This is a genomic window from Catellatospora sp. NPDC049111 (assembly GCF_040648615.1).
GTDB lineage: Bacteria > Actinomycetota > Actinomycetes > Mycobacteriales > Micromonosporaceae > Catellatospora > Catellatospora aurea.
Map to the genome: position 1 here is coordinate 1 of NZ_JBEZEB010000027.1, position 19,589 is coordinate 19,589.

Consider the following 19,589-nt stretch of genomic DNA (forward strand, 5'->3'; position numbering starts at 1 on the left):
GGCACCCCCGCGGCCAGCGCGACGGCGTCGGCCAGCAGGCCCGCCTGCGCGCCCTGGCGCAGCTCGCCGCCGATGAGCGCGGTCAGCAGGCGCTGCTCGTCGGCGGTGGCCGCGCCGAACAGCGCCCCGACCGCCGCGCGCCGCCGGGCCTGCGAACCCTGGCCGCTGATCAGGCCCATCGACTCCAGCGCCGCGTCGACGGCGCGCACGTCGAGGGTCGCCGACTCGGCGGGCGGGGGCAGGTCGCGCAGCCCGGCCCAGCCCACGCCGATCTGCCGCTGCCGCAGCTCACCGCTCAGGTAGGCGGCCCCGGCCGCGATCTCGACCGGGTCGCCGCCCGCGGCCAGCTCCCGCAACGCGGCGGCCAGTAGTTCGACCTTCGCCTTGCGGCCCGAGGTGGCGGTCACGGCGGCCGACGTCGCGGCGATCCCGGCGAACAGCATGCCCCCATCCTTGCAGCCCACCCCGACACGGAGGGGTCAGAAGATCTCCAAGGCGTGGGGGGCGCGGGTCCAGGTGAAGGCCGGGGCGGTGGCGGCGACGCCGCCGGGGCGCAGCTCCTCGACGCGGCCGGCGGCGGCCAGCGAGCCGAGGCTGTTGCCGCCGAGGTAGACGGCGGCCAGGGTGGACGTGTCCAGGCGCAGGTCGGCGGCGTCGGTGGTCGGCTCGCAGGTGGCGTGGTCAGGGCCGCCGCGCAGCCGGAACACGCCGCCGCAGCCGGGCAGCAGCTCGTCGACGACCTCCAGCACCACGTCGACCTCGGCGGCGTACCGGCGGCCGGCCAGTGCGGCGGGCACGTCGAGCAGGCGGGCCCACAGGCCGTCGCCCATGCCCATGCCGAGCCGGCGCACGTCGTTGACGAGGTACTGCAGGGGCTCGTCGATCGCGCCGAGCCACATTCCCACGGTGCGGGTCAGGTCGACGTTGAGCAGGAAGTCCCAGAGCATGGTGTACGCCGCCGGGGTCGCCGCGACCGTCTCCATGACGCCGACCTCGCCGTTCGGCCCGCTGTCGTTCCAGTTGGACCGGAAGCGGTAGAGGGCGTACCCGACCGGGGTGTCGCCGTCGAAGCAGACGACGGCCTGCAGCGGGCCGGCCCCGCCCCGGTGCCAGGCCTGGTCGGCGAGGCGGTAGTCCCACCAGCGGTCGTCGCGGCTCGCGAAGCCGGGACGTGACGGGCGCACCCGCTCGTAGACCTCGGCGACCTGGGCGCGGTGCACGGCGGCGGGTGCGGCCCGCAGGCGCAGCCCGTCCAGGCGGGACTTGTCGAACCGGGAGCCGTCGATGCGCACCTCGCGGCGGTCGATCTCGAACCTGAGGCGGCGGCTGGCCAGGCCGTAGCCGTACCGGCCGTAGATGCCCGCCTCGCTGGCCCAGAGCAGCGCCAGGGCCTCGCCGCGGTCGCGGATCTCGCGGAGCTGGCGGGTGAGCATCGCCGAGGCCAGGCCGCGGCGGCGGTGCGTGCCGGCCACGGCGACGACGGTGACGAACCCGGCCGCCAGCACGCCGCCGGGCACGGTCAGGTCCCGGGTGAACGTGCCGACGTGGCCGACGACCTGGTCGCCGTCCATGGCCAGGACGGACCGGTCGGGCTCGAACAGGGCCCGTTCCTCGGCCCACTCCCGCCCTTGCGTGTCGTTGAGGAAGGCGCGCTGGACCAGTTGGTTGACCTCGTCGTAGTCGCCCTCGACGCCGGTTCGGAATGTCACCATGGGAGGTTCATAACCCGCGGCCGCGTCCGCGGCAACCGTATTCACCGGCGTGGCGTCGCGGGGCGGTCAGCCCGCTCGGCCGGCCCACCAGGCCTCGACGTCGGCGGCCAGTGAGCCGTCCCGGTCGGCCCGCTCGGTGAGCGCCTCCAGCCAGCGTCCGACCAGCTCGGAGACCTGGTGCAGGTCCTCGGGGCGCACCTGCGGGTGCTCGGCGAAGTACGCCAGCAGGCCCTGGGTCTCGGGGCGGCCGGCGTCGCATCGCGGACAGAGCCCGACGGTGCGGGTGCGGCTGGAGCGGGGCAGCGGCACCTGGGCGGTCAGGTACAGCGCCTCGGCGCAGCTGCCGCAGCGGGTGCCGCCGGCGGCCCGGACCTTCACGTCCGTCATCGCGACGCCTCGGGAGCTAACTGGCAGACCTGCACCGGAGCAGGTTACCGGGCGCGGCCGCCCGCGCCCCGCCAGCCCCACGCCGTCCCGCGTCCGCGCCGCCCGCGTACACCCGTCCGGGCTCCGCGCCGCGCCCATGATCGCTCGACTTGCCCGGCACCTGTGCGTATCTTGACGCGCCTTTCGCCCACCTGCCTGGCAAGTCGGACGATCATGCGGCGCGCGGTCCGCCGGGCGGGCCGGTCAGGCGGGGGTGAGCAGGCGGGTGTGCAGGGCGACCGGGTCGGGGGCGGTGGGCAGGGCGGCGAGCCAGGCGGCTGCCGCGGCGGCGTCGCCGGCCGGGCGCAGTGCCGTGTCCGGCCAGCTCACGGCGATCGCGGCGGCCAGTTCGGCGGCGAGCGGGGTGTCGTTGGTGAGCAGGCCGCCGCCGCGGACCAGGACGGTGGTCTCGCCGGGCGCGCGCACCATGGCCACCGTGTCGGCCAGGTGGGCCGCGCCGCGCTGGACGACGTCCACGGCGGCCGGGTCGTCGGCGTCGTAGTATCCCAGCACCATGGGGGCGAGCCGGGCCAGCGCGATCGGGGACTCGGCCACGACGGCCTGGACCAGGTCGGCGGCGGTGTCGCGGCGGCGGGGCGCGATGGTGTCGGTGCCGAGCAGCTCGGTCAGCACACCCGCGGCCAGCGCGCCCAGCGGGCGTTCCTTGTCCAGGTCGCGCAGGGCGCCGCGGACGGCCTCGCGGCCCAGCCAGTAGCCCGAGCCCAGGTCGCCGAGCAGCCAGCCGTGGCCGTCGGCGACATGGTCGAGCCGATGGCCACGGACCCGGGCGGCGATCGCGCCGGTGCCGGCGACGATGACGGTGCCGTCGGGGTCGGGGGTGCCCGCGGCGTACGCCGCCAGCACGTCGCTGACCAGCTGGGGTTCGCAGCGCAGGCCGAGGCCGGTCCACGCCTGGTCGAACGCGGCCCGCAGCGCGGGGGAGGCGCCGAGCTTGGTGTATCCGGCCATGCCGAGCACCGCCCCGGCGACGGACTCGGGCGCGGTGTCGCCGAGCGCGGCGCGGATGGCGCCGGTCAGCTCGGCCAGCGCGGCGGCCCCGTGGGTGGTGGGGTTGCCGCCGCCGGCCCGGCCGAAGCCGAGCCGCTGCCCGTCGGGTGTGGCCAGCACGGCCCTGGTGCTCGTCCCGCCGACGTCGAGCCCTAATACCAGCTTGTCCGACATGTCACCTCTTACCTCGTCCAAACGGTCAACGCTGGTGTGGCCTATGCGGCATTCATGCTCCCCAAAGTGGCCGCCCGGAGCAAGGCCAAGGCAGCATCGCCAGGTAACAGCTTTAAAAAGTTTGCCCGTGGACTTGACAAGAGGGGGTCGTCAGTAAGAACTTTTACCACTAACAGTTAACTTCCTTTCGGTTAACTGTTCGGGACCCGGTCAGTAGGAGAAGTCAGTGGTGGAGCGCGTGGAACCGGTCGCGGCGGCACAGTCCGCCCCGCTGGAGATCCCGCACGCCCGGCTCGGCCTGGACCGGCCGGACAGCGTGCTGGTCCGCGTACGAGCGCAGCTGCCCGAGTTCACCGGGGCCCTGCAGCGCGTCGCCGAGCAGGTGCTGACCGACCCCGCGGGCGCCGCCCGCGCCACCATCGTCGAGCTGGCCGAGCGCTCCGGCACCTCGCCCGCCTCGATCACCCGCTTCTGCCGCGCGCTGGGCTTCGAGGGCTACGCCGATCTGCGCCTTGCCATCGCCGGGGAGACCGGCCGCGCGGCCCGCTCCGCGGGCTGGGCCGAGGACATCGGCCGGGCCATCGAGCCGGGCGACCCGCTGGAGCGCGTACTCGCGCAGATCATGGCGGCCGACACCCAGGCCATGCGCGACACCGCCGCGATGCTCGACCTCGCCGAGGTCGAGCGGGCCGCGGCCGCGATCTCCTCGGCCAACCGCGTCGACATCTACGGCGCGTCCGGCTCGGCCCTGGTCGGCGCCGAGATGCAGTTCTCGCTACACCGCATCGGCATCGCCGCGTGGACCTGGCCGGACGTGCACAACGGCCTGGCCAGCGCCGCGCTGCTGCGCGAGGGCGACGTCGCGCTGGGCATCTCGCACACCGGGCAGACGCGCGAGACCGTGGAGATGCTGGCCGAGGCCGGTTCGCACGGCGCGGTCACCATCGCGCTCACCGGCTTCCCGCGCTCGCCGCTGGCCGAGCTGGCCGACATCGTGCTGCTCACCGCGAGCCAGGCCACCTCGTTCCGCCCGGACGCGCTGTCGGCGCGCCACCCGCAGCTCGTGGTGCTCGACCTGCTCTACATCGCGGTCGCCCAGCGCACCCACGACCGCTCCCACGCCGCGTTCCAGCGCACCGCCCGCGCGGTGGACGCGCACCGTTTCAGCAACGGCCAGAACAAGGAGGGCGAGCTGTGACCGCCCCCGCCTGCGCCGTGCTGCCGCTGACCGTGCTCGACCCGATCGAGCACTGGGCCGACACCACATCGAGCAATGACGCTCGGTGTGGTGCCGCACTGATCCCCGGTGCGGCCGGGTCCGCAGCGGTTGCGGGTTCGCCCGTGACCGCGACTGCTACAGGCACCGCCTCACCACACCCTCGAGTCACTATCTCAGCGACCCGAAACTGAGGAGACAATGATGTCCAACCACACCGACAGCCCGTCGGAGCTGAGCCGTCGCAGCGTGCTGCGCCGGACTGCGGCCGTCGGCCTGCTGGCCACCCCCGCCGCCGGTCTGCTCTCCGCCTGCGTCGGCGGCGGCACCGACGAGCCCAACGCCTCGGCGACCGGCGACAAGAGCGCCGAGAACCCCCTGGGTGTCGCGACCGAGACCCCGGTCGAGGTTGTGATCTTCGATGGCGGTCTGGGCACCAAGTACGCCACGGACGTGCACATCCCGTCGTACAAGGCGAAGTTCCCGAAGTCGGAGGTGAAGTACTCCTCGACGCAGGAGGTCTCCACCACCCTGCAGCCGCGCTTCGCGAGCAACACCCCGCCGGACATGGTCAACAACGCCGGCTCGAAGCTGATGGACCAGGGCAAGCTCGTCGAGGCCGGCCAGGTCGCCGACCTGAGCGACCTGTTCGCCGCCCCGTCGCTGGACATCACCGGCAAGACCGTCGGTGAGACCCTGATCCCGGGCACCATCGAGCAGGGCACCTTCAACGGCAAGCCGTACGTGCTGAACTACGCCTACACCGTGTTCGGCCTGTGGTACTCCGGCAAGCTGTTCAAGGACAACGGCTGGACCGCGCCGACCACCTGGGCCGACTTCACCGCGCTGCTGGAGAAGATGAAGGCCAAGGGCATCACCCCGTACTCGTACGCGGGCGCCAACGCGGCCTACTACCAGTACCTGGTCATCCTCACCACCGCCGCCAAGATCGGTGGCGCGGACGTGCTCAAGGCGATCGACAACCTCGAGCCGAACGCGTGGAAGAACGACGCCGTCAAGCAGGCCGCCACCCTGTGGGGCGAGATCGGCGCCAAGTACGGCAACAAGGCTCACCTGGGCCTGAAGCACACCGAGGTTCAGCTGCAGCAGAACCAGTACAAGGTGGGCTTCTACCCGTCGGGTTCCTGGCTGGAGAACGAGCAGTCCAAGGACACCCCGGCCGGCTTCGACTACCAGGTCGCCGCCATCCCGGCCGCGACCGCGTCGGACAAGCTCCCGGCCACGGGCCTCTACGCCGCCGCGGGCGAGATGTACTTCGTCGCCAGCAAGGGCAAGAACGTCCAGGGTGGCAAGGAGTACCTGCGCCACATGCTGTCCAAGGCCGGCGCGAAGGGCTTCACCGAGCTCACCAAGTCGCTGACCGTCGTCACCGGCGCGGCCGAGGGTCTGACCCTCTCGCCCGGTCTGACCTCGGCCAACGCGGCGCTGACCGCGGCCGGTGCGGCCAACTTCAGCTTCCGCTGGGACGCCTGGTACAAGAACCTGGACGACGAGTGCCGCGCCGCCACCAACGAGCTGATGTTCCAGGGTGGCACCGCCGACAAGTTCTGCGACCGTATGCAGGCTGCGGCTGACAAGACCGAGAAGAAGTTCTCCCGCTAATCCCCCCGAAGCCGGAGTAGTTGATCATGCGGCAAGGTAAATACCCGTTCGTCATCGGGTTCCTGATCGCTCCACTCGCCCTGTACGGCATGTTCGTCCTGCGCCCGATCGCCGCGGCGGTCCAGGTGTCCATGACGAACTGGAGCGGCCTGTCCCCGAATTTCGATTTCGTCGGCCTGGAGAACTTCCAGAAGCTCCTCGACGACGACAAGGTATGGCTGGCGGCGAAGCACCACGTCTTCCTGCTGGTCACCTTGCCGGTGATCACGATCGCCCTCGCCCTGTTCTTCGCGTTCCTGTTGAACATGGGCGGGGGCACCCGCGGCGGCGTCATGACCGGGGTCTGGGGGTCGAGGTTCTACCGGGTGGTGTTCTTCCTCCCCCAGGTCCTGGCCGTGGTCATCGTCGGCGTCATCTTCGGCCGGGTGTACGCCCCGGACGGCAGCGGCATCCTGAACCGATTCCTTGAGCTGTTCGGCGTCGACGCGGTGCAGTTCATGGCCGAGTACGGCCTCTGGTCGATCCTCGGTGTGCTGGTCTGGCAGGCCGTCGGCTTCTACGTGGTGCTGTTCGCCGCGGGCATGTCGAGCATCCCCGCCGAGATCTACGAGGCGGCCGTGATGGACGGCGCCAGCCGGGTCACCATCTTCTTCCGGGTCACCATCCCGCTGCTGATGGAGACCGTGAAGGTCGCCTGGGTGTACCTGGGCATCCTGGCCATGGACGCGTTCGCGCTGGTGATGGTTCTCTCCATCGACGAGGGCGGCCCGGACGGGGCCACCACCGTGCTGCCGGTGCAGATCTACAAGTCGGGCATCCGGGAGTCGGACTACGGCTACGCGTCGGCGCTCGGCGTGGCGCTGGCCGTCTTCACCATCATCTTCGCGGTGCTGTCCCTGCGGGGCGGCAAGCGCAACGCGGTCGAGCACTGAGCGGGGTCTGTCGTGGCAAACAAGTCTGAGAAGCGCTCCAGCGCCGGCGTCCTGAACAAGCTGTCCCACGTCGCGCTGGCCGTCTGGGCGATCCTGATCATCTATCCGCTGATCTTCACGTTCCTGGCCGCGTTCAAGACCAACACCGAGATCTTCATCGGCAACCCGTTCGCGCTGCCGAGCCACTGGGACTTCAACTCGTTCGCCCGCGCCTGGACCGAGGCGAAGGTCGGCACGTACTTCCTGAACAGCCTGATCGTGGTGACCTGCTCGACGTTCGGCACCATGCTGCTGGGTGCGATGGCCGCCTACGTGCTGGCCCGCTACGAGTTCGTCGGCAACCGGATCATCTACTTCCTGTTCGTCGCCGGCCTGGCCTTCCCGGTCTACCTGGCTCTCACTCCGCTCTACATCGTGGTGCAGGAGCTGGGCCTGCTCGGCACGCACACCGGCCTGATCCTGGTGTACATCGCCTACTCGCTGCCGTTCACCGTCTTCTTCCTGGCGGCGTTCTTCAAGACGCTCCCGAACGCGGTCGCCGAAGCGGCGATGATCGACGGCGCCTCGCACACCAAGCTGTTCTTCCGGGTCATGATGCCCATGGCCAAGCCAGGCCTGATCAGCATCACGATCTTCAACATCATCGGCCAGTGGAACCAGTACGTCCTGCCGGTCTCGCTGCTCCCCGGTGGCGCCGAGGGCCAGGAGAAATGGCTGCTCACCCAGGGCATCGCCAACATCTCCACTGCCGCCGGCTACCAGGCCGACTGGCCCGCCCTCTTCGCCGCCCTCTCCATCGCGATCATCCCCATGATCATCGTCTACACCATCTTCCAGCGCCAGATCCAGTCCGGCCTCACCGCCGGCGCTGTGAAGTAACCCCGCCCCACCCCGTTCTCGGCTCCAAGATCGCGACGATCTTGCGCGAGTGGCCCCTGATGCGTCCGTTGTGGGCGTGTCGTGGGGGTCACCGGCGCAAGATCGTCGCTTTTCAGTAGGGGCGGGCGACGGTGCAGTAGGCGTAGAGGTGGGTTTGGGGTTGGGCGTCGACGGTGGGGAGGGCGGGCTCCCAGAGGTCGGTGACGATGTCCTCGACGGTGAAACCGTGGCGGTTGAGGAGATGTTTCAGGTCCTCGCGGGGGTACGCGGTGAGGGGGACTCGGGTGCCTAGGAAGTCCCTCATCAGGTGGTCGGAGTCGCCTTCGACCATGCCGATGGCGAAGTAGCCGGTGTGGTCGAGGACGTGGTGGATGTCCTCCAGGGCCTTGTCTATGTCGGCGCGGGAGAGCATGAGCAGGGAGAAGAAGGCGACGACGGCGTCGAAGCGCTGCTGGGTGGGGTGCAGGCCGTCGAGGTCGAAGAGGTCGCGTTCGACGAAGATCGCCTCGGGGACGGTGTGGCGGGCGAGTTCGAGCATGACCGGGGAGGTGTCGATGCCGACGACGTGGCAGCCGCCGTCGATGAGTTGGCGGGCGGTGGGGGTGCCCGAGCCGCAGCCGACGTCCAGGACGAGCGGGTGTTCGCGGTCGGCGAGGCGGTCGAGCAGCCAGCGGCCCGCGGCTAGCTGGCCGGGGCGGTCCGCGAAGGCTTCGCTGTAGGTCGCGCCGATCCGGTCGAACACGGGCTCCGATGCGGTCATATGTCCTATATATCTGCGCTGAGCCGTGGCCGGGGCCGAATCCCCGGTCCCGGGGGGCTGAGGGCCTTGCCCCGCTACCGCGCTCGCCGAGCCTCCCCGCCTGCCGCGCGTGCACCGCTGCCCCGCCTGCCGCGGTGCCCCGCCTGCCGCGGTGCCCCGCCTGCCGCGGTGCCCCGCCGGCCGCGCTGCCGTGCGTGCCGTGCTGCCGTGCGTGCCGCGCTGCCCGCGCGGCGGATCCACCGGGTTGGGCGTGGGCGGCGACCGGACCAAGATCGCTGTTTGCGGTCATGATCTGCGGTCGAACGCCAGATCATGACCGGAAACAGCGATCTTCACTGTGCGGGCGGGGTCGCGTCGGCGAGGCGGGTTGGGAAGGGCACCTTCCACAACCCATGGCGATGTGAAGGTGCCCTTCCTTCGCTCGGGATGTCGGGTGGGGGCAGCAGAATGGCGGCGTGGCGGTGATCGGGGTGGTGGCGGACGGCAGCGGCGGAGGGCTGCTGCGGTCGCTGGACGCCGCGGGGGAGCCGGTCGGGGCCGTGGAGGTAGTGGGTGATCTGGCCGCGGCTGTCGCGGAGCGGGAGCGGGTGAGCGGGCCGCGGTGGCTGTGGGGGTCCACCGAGCAGGTGTACGGGCCGCTGCTGGCGGCGGGGGTGCGGGTCCGGCGGTGTCATGACGTCGAGCTGGCCGAGACGCTGCTGCTGGGGTACGCGGGGCGGTACGGCGAGCCGCGGTCGGCGGCGGCGGCGTACGCGCGGCTGGTCGGGGCGCCGGTGCCCGCCGATCAGGCGGCCCGTCCGGCCCAGCCGCCGGGGGATCTGCAGGGCACCCTGTTCGGGGACGCGCCCGCCCCGGTGGCCGTGCCGGACGGCGTGGACCCGCTGGACGCGCTGGCGGCGGTGTACCGCGACCAGCTCGCCCGGACCGCGGCCGTCGAGCACCCGGCGCGGATGCGGCTGCTGGTGGCGGCCGAGTCGGCGAGCGCGCTGATCGCGGCCGAGATGGGGCACGTCGGTCTGCCCTGGCAAGCCCGTGCCCATGACGAGATCCTGGTCGGGCTGCTCGGGGAGCCGTCGCCGGTGGGCGGGCCGCCGCGGCGGCTGGCCGAGCTGTCGGGCCGGATCGCCGAGTTGTTGAACGCCCCCGGGCTGCACCCGGACTCGCCGGCCGAGCTGCGCAAGGCGCTGCGCCGGGCCGGGATCGAGGTGCCGAACACCCGGTCCTGGGTGCTGAAGGCGGTCGACCACCCGGTCATCGAGGTGCTGCTGGAATACAAGGAGCTCTACCGGATCTGGACCGCGCACGGCTGGAGCTGGCGGGAGCAGTGGGTGCGGCAGGGGCGTTTCCGGCCCGCGTACGTGCCGGGCGGGGTGGTCACCGGGCGCTGGGCGACCCGGGGCGGGGGAGCGCTGCAGATCCCCAAGGCGGTACGCGGCGCGGCCCGCGCCGAACCCGGCCGGCGGCTGGTCGTCGCCGACGCGGGGCAGCTGGAGCCGCGCATCCTCGCCGCGGTGTCCGGTGACGCCGGACTGGCCCGTGCCGCGGCCGCCGGGGACCTCTACGCCGTGCTGGCCGCCGAGGCGTTCAAGGGCGACCGCGCCGCCGCGAAGCTGGCCCTGCTGGGCGCGATGTACGGGCAGACCGGCGGCGCTGCCGCGCCCGCGATCGCGGCGCTGCGCAGCAGCTACCCGAAGGCCTGGGCGTACGTCGAGGCGGCCGCGCGCACCGGGGAGACCGGCGGCCTGGTGCGCTCCTGGCTGGGCCGCACCTGCCCGCCGTCGTCGCTGGAGTCGTCGTGGGCCGACGAGGGCGCGTCGGGCCGCTCGCGGGGCCGCTTCACCCGCAACTTCGTCATCCAGGCCACCGCCGCGGAGTGGGCCGCGTCGCTGCTGGCCACGCTGCGCGCCCGGCTCTGGGACACCAGCGCCGAGCTGGTCTTCTTCCAGCACGACGAGGTCATCGTGCACTGCCTGGAGGAGGAGGCCGACCTGGTCGTGGCCGCGCTGGAGGCCGGTGCCACAGCGACGGGCGAGCTGCTGTTCGGCAGCTCGCCCGTGCGGTTCCCGCTCACCGTCGCCGTGGTCGATTCCTACGGCGACGCGAAGTGAGGTTCAGATCTCGATGTCGAAGCGCTTGAGCAGCGCGGGGGCGAGCAGGCCGGCACCGGCGACCAGCGAGATGATGGTGAAGACGGTGCGCAGCACGGTGGTCTCCACCTTGCTGCCGGCCTCGATCGCGAAGGTGTCCGGCAGGCCGATCATCCGCCACATGCGCCGCCCGGTCGGGATCGGCCACAGGATCGGCACCCCGGCCCGGGTCACGATGTCGCCCATCAGGTGCACGATGCAGCCGACCCCCACCGCCAGGCCGATCATCGGATACCCGCGGTTCTCGCTGGGCAGGAAGTTGAATGCGAAGTAGGCCGCGGCTCCCGAGGTGATCGTCACGATGACCCAGCCGGCCCGGTCGGCCCACTTGTCGAACAGGCCGCGCAGCGCGAAGCCGAACATGAAGAACAGGATGCCGATCACGGCCCACCGGCCGTACCGGGTGCACAGCCAGATCGAGCCGAAGCCCATCAGCGCCGCGAACGGCAGCGTGTGGGTCAGCGTGCGGTGGCCGTTGTGGCGGTCGGGATCCTTGCTCAACTTGGTGGCCGTGTACACGCCTACCGAGATCTTCTCGATGACCTCGGCGACGAACAGCGAGGCCACGCCGAAGCTGCGGGAGACGGTCGAGCCGCCCTGGCCCTTGGTCACCTTGCCGGACATGTCCAGATCGGGCAGCAGCGCCCCACCCGCGCACACCGCGGCGCCGACGGCGATCGTGGTGGCCGACTGGGGGTAGTCGAAGAACTGCGCGGCCACCCAGGACCCGGCCAGCCACGTGGCCGCGCCGGACAGCGCGTGCTGTGGACCCATCATGATTACTGTTCCTCCCCTGACCACCACAACGTCGCGTTGCGATCAACGCGCGCACACTGTGTCAAACTATGGCGTCCGGATGCAATCGGCTGGACCTCCATAGCAGACGGTGGCGGCGGGGTCACGCAGGGCGGCGCGGCGTGCCGTATGTTTGCCTGCCGGATACGCCCAGCTCATCGCGCAGCGCGTTCTCGGTCAGCGGGTACGGGTGAAACGGGTCCAGCCGTTCGGGTGTTGTCGGATCCCCGTCATCGTCGATCGGCAGGCCGACGGCCGCCCGTTCCCGGTCGGGCACCGGCACCCAGCCCGAGCCGTTCCACATCACGTCGTCGCGCGAACCCGCCCCGGTGCGCTGGTGGCCGGCCAGGTCGTCCCAGACGTGCGCCAGCTCGTGATACAGCACCACGACCGGCGGCGCGTCGCCGGGCAGCCCCTGGAAACCCGGCTCGTATCCGATGACGTGCCGGTCGGTGTCGCCGGGCACGACGCCCGCGAAGCCGTTGGCCGTGCCGAACGGCAGCTCCCTGACCTCCAGGGAGTCCGGCCCGTCGCCGGGCAGCCAGCCGTCGCCGTCGGCCAGGGCCGTGTCCAGCTCGGCCAGCATGCGGCGGCCGGTCGGCGAGGCGCGCAGCAGGTCCAGATCGGATTCGATCCGCTCGGCGAACTCCGGCGAGCCGGTGACCGTGATACCGCCGCCGGGCGTCACTTGCGGCGCGACATGCGAGAACTCGGCGTCGCCCGCCGGGTCGGCCAGGTCACGGTAGGCGCGGTCGACCCCGGCCGCGCCGTCGAGCCGGTCCGCGCCCGCGCCGCCGACCAGCACGTCATCGCCGTCGCCGCCGGTGACCAGGTCGTCGCCGCGCCCGCCGGACAGGTGGTCGCGGCCCGTGCCGCCGCGCAGCGTGTCGTCGCCGCTCAGGCCGTACACGGTGTCGTCGCCGCGCCCGCCGTCGGCGGTGTCGGCTCCCGCCCCGGCGTCGAGGTAGTCCCGGCCGTCGCCGCCCAGCAGCAGGTCGTCGCCGTCCCGGCCGAGCAGGGTGTCCGCGCCGCCCGCGCCGTGCAGCAGGTCCCCGCCGTCGACGAGGTCGTCGCCCGCCCCGGCGAGCACCGTCACCGCCGCCGCGACCGCGGGCTCGACCCGCACCCGGTCGTCTCCGGCACCGGTGCGCAGCACCAGCCGCCCGTCCGGCACCGCGGCCACCGTCACGCCGCCGACCAGCACCAACGGCTGTCCGAAGGCGTCGACGGTGACCAGCACGTCGTCGCCGTTCGCGCCGGTGTTCACCAGTGTCACGCCGTCGGCGCGCACCACGACCGTCTCCGACGGCTCCGGCGTCGGCGGCTCGGCGGCGGGCGGGAACATGGCTGCCAGCCGCTGCCAGCCCGCCGTGGCGGCGGCCAGCGCGGCTTCGGCCTGCCGGGTCGCCGAAGCGAGGTCGCCACGCAGGTCGGCCGCTTCGTCCGCGGCCGCGTGGACCCGTGCCGCGTGCGCCGGTCCCTGCGCGAAGAACAGCATTCGCTCCGCGTCGCCCTGGCAGGGCACCACCGCGGCGACCCGGGCCAGCGACTCGTCCAGGTGCCGCTGCACCGAAGACAGCCGCCCGGCCAGCGCCTCCAGCGCGGCAGCCGACCGCAGGGCCAGGTCGGCCGCGAGCGCGGCGCCCTGAGCCAGGTTCCTGCGGCGATCCTCGAAGGCGGTGGCGTCCGCGCCGCTCCACCCGGCGCTCGCGGCGGTGGTCTCGGCCAGCCCGTCGGCGGTCTGCCCGGCCGTCGCGGCGCAGGACCGCCAGCGCGTCGCGGCGGCCAGCAGCGGCGTCTGGTGCACGGTCAGCGACCACAGCGGCGGCAACGCCATCACCAGGACCGGCGGCGCGTCGGGCTTCACCGGCCACCCCGTCGGACATCCGGACCGGCGGCCGGTTCCGGCGAACCGGGGTGCCGTGCCGACACCGCGAGGCGTGCCTCGAGCCGGTCGCCCGCGCTCGGGTTCCGCGCGTCGGCTCGGCGGGCGCACCGTCCCGGGTGCGGGTGGCGCGTCACCAGATGCCCCTCGGGTGGGCGGGTTCGCGCAGGCGGTCGAGGTTCGCGGCGGACTGCTCCTCGGCGCGCCGGTGGGTGGCCGCGACGAGCAGCAGCCGGTCGGCGTCGGTGAGCAGGCCGTCGGCGAGCGCCGTGAGCGCGTCGGTCGCCGCGCGCACCGCGGCCAGGTGGGCCGTGGCGACGCCGGCATCCATTCCGGATGGACGTTCCGGCGGCGGCGTTTGCGTCCGGTGCAGGGCCGTGGCCAGGGATTCCAGGTCCGCCGCGAGCCGCAGGGTCCGCGCGGGATCACTCGTCAGCTGTGTCACGCCATCGAGAGTGGCAGCGCGTGAGGGGCGGCACAACGCCCCTCACGCGATCTGTGGATAACTCTGCCTCAGGCGACCCCGGCCGGGGTGAAGATGCCGGTCACCAGCTCGGTGAGCAGCTCCGGACCGTGCTCGGTGAGCACCGACTCGGGGTGGAACTGCACCCCGGCGAAGCCCGGCCCGCGCAGCGCGTGCACGAATCCGGTGCCGTCCTCGATGGACAGCTGCAGGTCGCCGTACGCCGTCGGCATGATGGGGGCGGGGGCGACCGCGGTGAAGGTGGAGTAGAAGCCCACCCGGCGGGTCACCCCGAACAGGTCGATGTCGCACGGCAGGCCCTGGTAGGGCACGTCGCGGCGGTGCATCGGCAGGCCGAGGCGGCGGCTGAGCACCTGGTGGCCCAGGCACACGCCGAGCAGCGGCGCGCGGCGGGACAGCCGCTCCTCGACGACCCGGCCCAGCGTCGCCACGCGCGGGTCGCTGTCGTCGGCCGGGTCGCCGGGGCCCGGCCCGGCCACCACGAGGTCGTACGAGCTGAGCCCGCCCAGGGCCGTGGTGGGCTGGACGGTGACCCGCATTCCCAGCGAGCGCAGCACGTGCCCGAGCATGCCGGTGAAGGTGTCCTCCGCGTCGACGATCAGCGCGGTGCGGCCCACCAGCGGCCCGGTCACCGGCTCGGGGGCGCGCTCGGCCAGCCAGAACCGGGACAGCCGCTCGTTGCGGGCCAGCAGCGTGGCGCGTACCGCCGGGTCGGCGGCCAGGTCCTTGATGTCGGCGTCGGAGTGCGCGGCCGGCGCGGTGCGCAGGCCGAGCGCGGTGAGCACGCCGCCCGCCTTGGCGTGGGTCTCGGCGACCTCGCCGTCCGGGGTGGAGTCGCGCACCAGCGTCGCGCCCGCCTTGACGGCGATGGTCCCGTCGGCGGCGATGTCGGCGCAGCGGAACAGGATCGGCGCGTCCAGGGTCTGCCTGCCGTCGGCGTCGCGGCCGAGCAGCGCCAGCACCCCGGCGTAGTAGGCGCGGCCGGTGGTCTCGTAGCGGGCGATGACGCGGGCGGCGTTCTCGATCGGGCTGCCGGTCAGCGTCGGGGCGAACATCGTCTCCCGCAGCACGTCGCGCACGTCCAGGTCGGTGCGGCCGGCCAGCAGGTACTCGGTGTGGGTGAGGTGCGTCATGTGCTTGAGGTAGGGCCCGAGCACCTGGCCGCCTCGCTGGGCGACCACGGCCATCATCTTGAGCTCCTCGTCGAGCACCATGGACAGCTCGTTGATCTCCTTGCGGTCGCTGAGGAAGCCCAGCAGCGTCTCCCGCCCGTCCAGGCCGGGCGCGAGGTCGCGGTGGCGCAGCGTGCCGGAGATCGGGTTCATCATCACCAGGCCGTCGTCGACGCTGACGTGCCGTTCCGGTGACGCGCCGACCAGCGTGCGGCCCTGCTCACCGGGGATGTGCACCAGGAACGACCAGTACACGCCGCGCTCGCCGGAGATCAGGCGGCGCAGCGCGCCCCCGGCGAGCAAGCGCGGGTCGGCGTCGGTGCGGGCGCGGGCGGTGCGGTGGATGACGAAGTTGGACCCGGCGCCGTGGCCGATCTCGTCGCGCAGCACCGCGGCGACCAGTTCCCGGTAGGCGGCGTCGTCGATGTCGAAGCCGAGGTCGGTGACGTCCGGCACGGTGTCCGGCAGCGCGGCGAGGGCCTCGTCGAGCGGGATGCGGTCGTACGACTCGACGGTCAGGCAGGCCAGCGGGGTGCCGTCGTCGATGCGGTCGAAGCCGCGCTCGGCGAGCTGCCGGTAGGGCACCAGGGCGAGGGTGCGGGGTCCGGCCTCGTCGCCGTCCGCGTGCTCGGGCAGGGGGATGTCGGCCAGCCGTGCCACGGTGGACAGCGGACCTCGCAGCACCTCGAGGTGCTCGGAACCTTCGCGTCGGAGCAGCGCGAACGGGCCCGGGTCGGGCGCGCCGAGCAGATCGTGGAGCAGGTTCATCGATGGTCTCCCGGTTCGGGTGGCCGTGCGCCGGGCGACCGATAAAACAAAGGCCGCCTCGTCGAGGCGGCCGCGGTGTGGGTTTGCCTACCCGCGTGTGTCGATGGCCGCCGGTCGGGCGCGCCACCACAGGTTGCGGTTGGAAGTCATGGCGGTAACCGTACCGGCGTCGCGCGCGACTGTCCAGAAGCCTCACCGGGTGGGGTGTCACATTCGCGCTCACCTATCCACTTTTCATTGTGTGACGGGTAACATACCGCGAGTCACCAATGGTGGCAGTGGTTCAGCCGAGGCAGGGGAGGGGCCGGTGGCGGACGACACGCGCGGGCGGCGGGTGGGATCCCGTCTCGCGACCGCCGTCACCCTTCCGCCGATCGCCTTCGCGATGCTGGCCTGCGTGCTGCTGGGCTGGGCCGTCGCCGACGCCCTGGTGCTGCGGGAGTCGGCGGCGCTCGGGATCGACGGGGCCGCGCACGCCGCGCACGTCGCCTGGGTGTGGGTGGCCGTGATCGCGATCAGCTCGGCACTGACGCTGCTGGTGCTGGTCCGCGTCGTCCTCGCCGCGCGCCGGGACCTGCTGGCCGCCGCCGAGGCGCTGCGCCACGACGCGCAGGCCCTGGCCGACGACGTTCCGGCCACCTTCGAGCGGTTGCGGACCGGCGACGGCGAACCCGCCGCCGAGGAGTCGGCCGCGCCTTCGGCCGGCACCGCCTCCGGGATCGAGGAGTTCGCCGCGATCGGCGCAGCGCTGGCGGCGGTCCGCGGCAGCGTCGTCGCGCTCGCGCTGCGGCAGGCCCGCTCCCGGCGTACCGTCAACGGGATCTTCACGAATCTGGCCCGGCGCTCGCAGATCCTGGTGGAGCGGCAGCTGCGCCTGCTCGACGACATGGAGCGCGACGAGCGCGACCCCGACCGGCTGGCGGCCCTGTTCAAGCTGGACCACCTGGCCGCCCGGCTGCGCCGCAACGACGAGAACCTGCTGGTGCTCGCCGGGGCCGAGCCGCGCCGGCGGTGGCGCGAGGGCGTGCCGCTCGCGGCGCTGGTGCTGGCCGCGCTCTCCGAGATCGAGCAGTACGAGCGGGTTCGCGCCGACGTCGACGACTCGCTGCACATCGCCGGGCACGCCGCCGCGGACATCGGCCACCTGCTCGCCGAGCTGCTGGACAACGCCGCGGCCTTCTCCGCCCCGCACACGGCGGTGCGGGTGAGCGCGCACGCCCGGTCGGACGGGGCCCTGGTCGAGATCGTCGACGAGGGCATCGGCCTCAGCGAGCGGGCGCTGGCCGAGGCGAATGCGCTGCTGGCCGTGCCCGCCGAGGTCGACGTGGCGGTCAGCGAGCGGATGGGCCTGGTGGTGGTGAGCCATCTCGCGGCCCGGCACGGGGTGCGGGTGGGCCTGTCGCTGTGCCCGGGTGGCGGCGTGCGTGCGGCCGTCGAGTTGCCGACCGCACTGCTCGCCGAGCCCGCGGCCCCGCCGGAGCCGCCCGCCGCGGCACCGGTGCGCCCGGCCGCCGTGGAGACCCCGCGTGTTCCACAAGGTCGGCGCGAGCCCGACCCGGCGGCCACGGCCGCCACGCTGACCCGGCTGTACGAGGGAGTACGGCGCGGCCAGGCCGGAGACGGCGCGGGGACGCCGTCGGACGACATCAAGGGGGAGCCATGACCACTGCGACGCTCAGCAAACCGGCCCAGGATCTCAACTGGCTGGTGGCCGGATTCGCCGACCGGGTGCCGGGGGCCCGCCACGCCGTCGTGGCGTCCTCGGACGGGCTGGTGGTCGCGGTCTCCGCGGACCTCGACCGGGCCACCGCCGACCAGCTGGCCGCGGTCACCTCCGGGCTGATCGGCATCGCCGGGTGCGTGGCGCAGCTGTCCGACGGCGACGAGGTGCGCCAGACGGTGATCGAGATGGGGCGGGGCTACTACCTCACCATGGCGATCCGGGACGGCTCGGTGCTGGCGGTGGTCGCCGACGGCGACGCGGACCTGGGCGTGGTCGGCTTCGAGATGGCGCGGCTGGCCAAGCAGACCGGGGAGATCCTCACCCCGGCGCTGCGGGCCGAACTGCAGCGCGCGCTGCCCCGCTGAGCCGGGACGGGCCGCCTCAGCTGTTGCGCTTGGCGAGCTCTTCCAGCTCGTCGAGCAGCTTCTGCACCGGCTCGTACGCCTCCTTGGCGTCGTCCTCGGCGTCGGCGGCCCAGCCCTCGACCTTCTTCTGCAGGTTCTCGGCCCGCTTGCGCGCCTCTGCCCAGTCGCCCTGGAGCATCTTCGTGGAGATGTTCTTGAGCCCGTTCGTCAGCTCCGTCCGCTGCTTCGGAGTGATCACCTCGGTGTCGCGCAGCTTCTGCACGGCGTCGTTGAGGTCCGACAGCAGCTGCACCGCCTGGAACGGGCCACCCCGCTCAGGGGTGGGGCTGGGCTTGGGGGCCGCCGTGGTCCGGGCGGGCCGGTTCGGCGACTTGGTCGGGGTGGCGTTGGCGTCGAGCGGTTCGCGCAGTGCCGACATGATCATGAGTACGCCGCTGATCAGGATGATCGCCATCACCAGCATCACGGCGAGCAGAGGTTTGCGGCTGCGCTTGACCCGGACCGGGGGCGTCGGCCGGGCCTTCGGTGCGGCCTGCACCCGGGTCGCCGGGGCGGGCACCCGGGCCGCGCCGGCGATCGCGCCGCCGGTGGGCGCGAGCAGCGTCGGGCTGGGCCCGGCGACGGCGGTCGTCGGGGCGGACGCGGTCGGCACGGACAGGCCGCCCAGGGCGTGGGCCAGGTCGGCGGCCCGCGGGCGGCGCGCGGGGGAGGGGTCCACGGCGGCCGCGATCAGGGCGGTGATCGCCGGCGGCACCCCCGGCAGGGCGGGCAGCGGCCGCGGGCGGGCGTGCTCGGCCTCGAACTGCTCCCAGGACTCGATGCCGTTGCGGCGGCGGCCGGTCACCATCTCGATGAGCAGGACCCCGAGGGCGTACACGTCGGCGGCCGGATCGGCGGCCTTCTGGCGCAGCCGCTCCGGGGCCGCGTACGCGGGGGTGCCGATGACCAGCACGCCGGTCGCGTCGGGCAGGCCGGTCATCGCCGCGATGCCGAAGTCGAGCACCTTCGCGCCGGTCGCGGTGATCATGATGTTGCCCGGCTTGACGTCGCGGTGCACCACGTCCCGGGCGTGCGCGGCGGCCAGCGCCCCGGCGACCTGAGCGCCGATCGTGGCGGCCCGCGCCCAGCCCAGCGGCCCGCGGGCCATCAGCTCGGCCAGCGACTCGCCGGTGAGCAGCTCCATGACCAGGTACGGCTCGACGTGGCCGTCGGGGAAGGTGACCTCGCCGAAGTCGTGCACGGCGGTGATGTGCGGGTGGGTGAGCTGCGCCGCCGAGCGGGCCTCACGCAGCGCTCCGGCGCGCAGGGCCGGGTCGGCGGCGGTCGGGCCGGCGAGCACCTTCACCGCCACCGGGCGGCCCAGCACGAGGTCGTGGGCCTGCCAGACCTCCGCCATGCCGCCGCTGCCGATGCGGCGGTCGAGCAGGTAGCGGTCGTGCAGCTTCAGACCGGGGGTGAAGGCGGACATGGTGGACAACCGTACCGTGTCTCAGCCACCGGTGACACCGAACGCAGGGCAC

Annotated in this window: 16 protein-coding genes and 1 pseudogene; 7 read left to right on the forward strand and 10 right to left on the reverse strand. The window is 72.9% G+C overall.

Translation table 11 applies throughout. The annotated features are described in order from the left end of the window. The 4 genes and pseudogenes from AB0B66_RS28880 to AB0B66_RS28895 all read right to left on the reverse strand — a co-directional run. Positions 1–443, reverse strand: a pseudogene (locus AB0B66_RS28880) (ATP-dependent DNA ligase); the annotation flags it as partial. A 36-nt stretch (positions 444–479) separates the two neighbouring features. Continuing rightward, positions 480–1,712 carry a GNAT family N-acetyltransferase gene (locus tag AB0B66_RS28885; RefSeq protein ID WP_360535857.1) on the reverse strand — a complete coding sequence of 411 codons (1,233 nt, stop codon included), beginning with the start codon at positions 1,710–1,712 and terminating at the stop codon, positions 480–482. 66 nt (positions 1,713–1,778) lie between these two features. Next, positions 1,779–2,099, reverse strand: coding sequence for a DUF6300 family protein (locus AB0B66_RS28890; protein WP_360535859.1), 321 nt, complete (start codon positions 2,097–2,099; stop codon positions 1,779–1,781). 243 nt (positions 2,100–2,342) lie between these two features. Further along, positions 2,343–3,320: a BadF/BadG/BcrA/BcrD ATPase family protein gene (locus tag AB0B66_RS28895; RefSeq protein WP_360535861.1), complete on the reverse strand. Its 978-nt coding sequence runs from the start codon at positions 3,318–3,320 to the stop codon at positions 2,343–2,345. A gap of 271 nt (positions 3,321–3,591) precedes the next feature. Here AB0B66_RS28895 and AB0B66_RS28900 point away from each other — a divergent pair, with 271 nt between their 5' ends. From AB0B66_RS28900 to AB0B66_RS28915, 4 genes are all read left to right on the forward strand, one after another. Continuing rightward, positions 3,592–4,518: a MurR/RpiR family transcriptional regulator gene (locus tag AB0B66_RS28900; protein ID WP_360536024.1), complete on the forward strand. Its 927-nt coding sequence runs from the start codon at positions 3,592–3,594 to the stop codon at positions 4,516–4,518. A 222-nt stretch (positions 4,519–4,740) separates the two neighbouring features. Next, positions 4,741–6,159 (forward strand): N-acetylglucosamine/diacetylchitobiose ABC transporter substrate-binding protein, encoded by a 1,419-nt coding sequence (gene ngcE, locus AB0B66_RS28905; RefSeq protein ID WP_360535863.1) that lies wholly within the window; start codon positions 4,741–4,743, stop codon positions 6,157–6,159. A 26-nt stretch (positions 6,160–6,185) separates the two neighbouring features. After that, positions 6,186–7,091 (forward strand): sugar ABC transporter permease, encoded by a 906-nt coding sequence (locus AB0B66_RS28910; RefSeq protein WP_360535865.1) that lies wholly within the window; start codon positions 6,186–6,188, stop codon positions 7,089–7,091. A gap of 12 nt (positions 7,092–7,103) precedes the next feature. Next, complete coding sequence (locus AB0B66_RS28915) at positions 7,104–7,970, forward strand: carbohydrate ABC transporter permease (RefSeq protein WP_360535867.1); 867 nt, start codon at positions 7,104–7,106, stop codon at positions 7,968–7,970. A gap of 112 nt (positions 7,971–8,082) precedes the next feature. Here the strand turns inward: AB0B66_RS28915 and AB0B66_RS28920 are convergent, their stop codons facing one another. Continuing rightward, positions 8,083–8,730, reverse strand: a complete 648-nt coding sequence (locus AB0B66_RS28920) for a class I SAM-dependent methyltransferase (RefSeq protein WP_360535869.1) — start codon at positions 8,728–8,730, stop codon at positions 8,083–8,085. Between the two features lie 455 nt (positions 8,731–9,185). Between AB0B66_RS28920 and AB0B66_RS28925 the strand changes: the two genes are divergently transcribed. After that, positions 9,186–10,838: a bifunctional 3'-5' exonuclease/DNA polymerase gene (locus AB0B66_RS28925; protein WP_360535871.1), complete on the forward strand. Its 1,653-nt coding sequence runs from the start codon at positions 9,186–9,188 to the stop codon at positions 10,836–10,838. A 3-nt stretch (positions 10,839–10,841) separates the two neighbouring features. Here the strand turns inward: AB0B66_RS28925 and AB0B66_RS28930 are convergent, their stop codons facing one another. From AB0B66_RS28930 to AB0B66_RS28945, 4 genes are all read right to left on the reverse strand, one after another. After that, positions 10,842–11,654 (reverse strand): metal-dependent hydrolase, encoded by an 813-nt coding sequence (locus AB0B66_RS28930; protein WP_360535873.1) that lies wholly within the window; start codon positions 11,652–11,654, stop codon positions 10,842–10,844. A gap of 121 nt (positions 11,655–11,775) precedes the next feature. After that, on the reverse strand, positions 11,776–13,539 hold the full coding sequence (locus AB0B66_RS28935; RefSeq protein ID WP_360535875.1) for a M91 family zinc metallopeptidase: 1,764 nt from the start codon (positions 13,537–13,539) through the stop codon (positions 11,776–11,778). A 151-nt stretch (positions 13,540–13,690) separates the two neighbouring features. Beyond that, positions 13,691–14,002: a hypothetical protein gene (locus tag AB0B66_RS28940; protein WP_360535877.1), complete on the reverse strand. Its 312-nt coding sequence runs from the start codon at positions 14,000–14,002 to the stop codon at positions 13,691–13,693. 68 nt (positions 14,003–14,070) lie between these two features. Beyond that, complete coding sequence (locus AB0B66_RS28945) at positions 14,071–15,981, reverse strand: anthranilate synthase family protein (RefSeq protein ID WP_360535879.1); 1,911 nt, start codon at positions 15,979–15,981, stop codon at positions 14,071–14,073. A 307-nt stretch (positions 15,982–16,288) separates the two neighbouring features. Here AB0B66_RS28945 and AB0B66_RS28950 point away from each other — a divergent pair, with 307 nt between their 5' ends. Continuing rightward, entirely contained in the window at positions 16,289–17,644 is a 1,356-nt protein-coding gene (locus AB0B66_RS28950; protein ID WP_360535881.1) for an ATP-binding protein, read from the forward strand. Continuing rightward, positions 17,641–18,069: a roadblock/LC7 domain-containing protein gene (locus AB0B66_RS28955; protein ID WP_203694514.1), complete on the forward strand. Its 429-nt coding sequence runs from the start codon at positions 17,641–17,643 to the stop codon at positions 18,067–18,069. Before AB0B66_RS28950 ends, AB0B66_RS28955 begins: the two co-directional genes overlap by 4 nt. 16 nt (positions 18,070–18,085) lie before the next feature. Here AB0B66_RS28955 and AB0B66_RS28960 read toward each other — a convergent pair whose 3' ends face one another. Continuing rightward, positions 18,086–19,537: a protein kinase gene (locus tag AB0B66_RS28960; protein WP_360535883.1), complete on the reverse strand. Its 1,452-nt coding sequence runs from the start codon at positions 19,535–19,537 to the stop codon at positions 18,086–18,088. Positions 19,538–19,589: the final 52 nt, after the last annotated feature.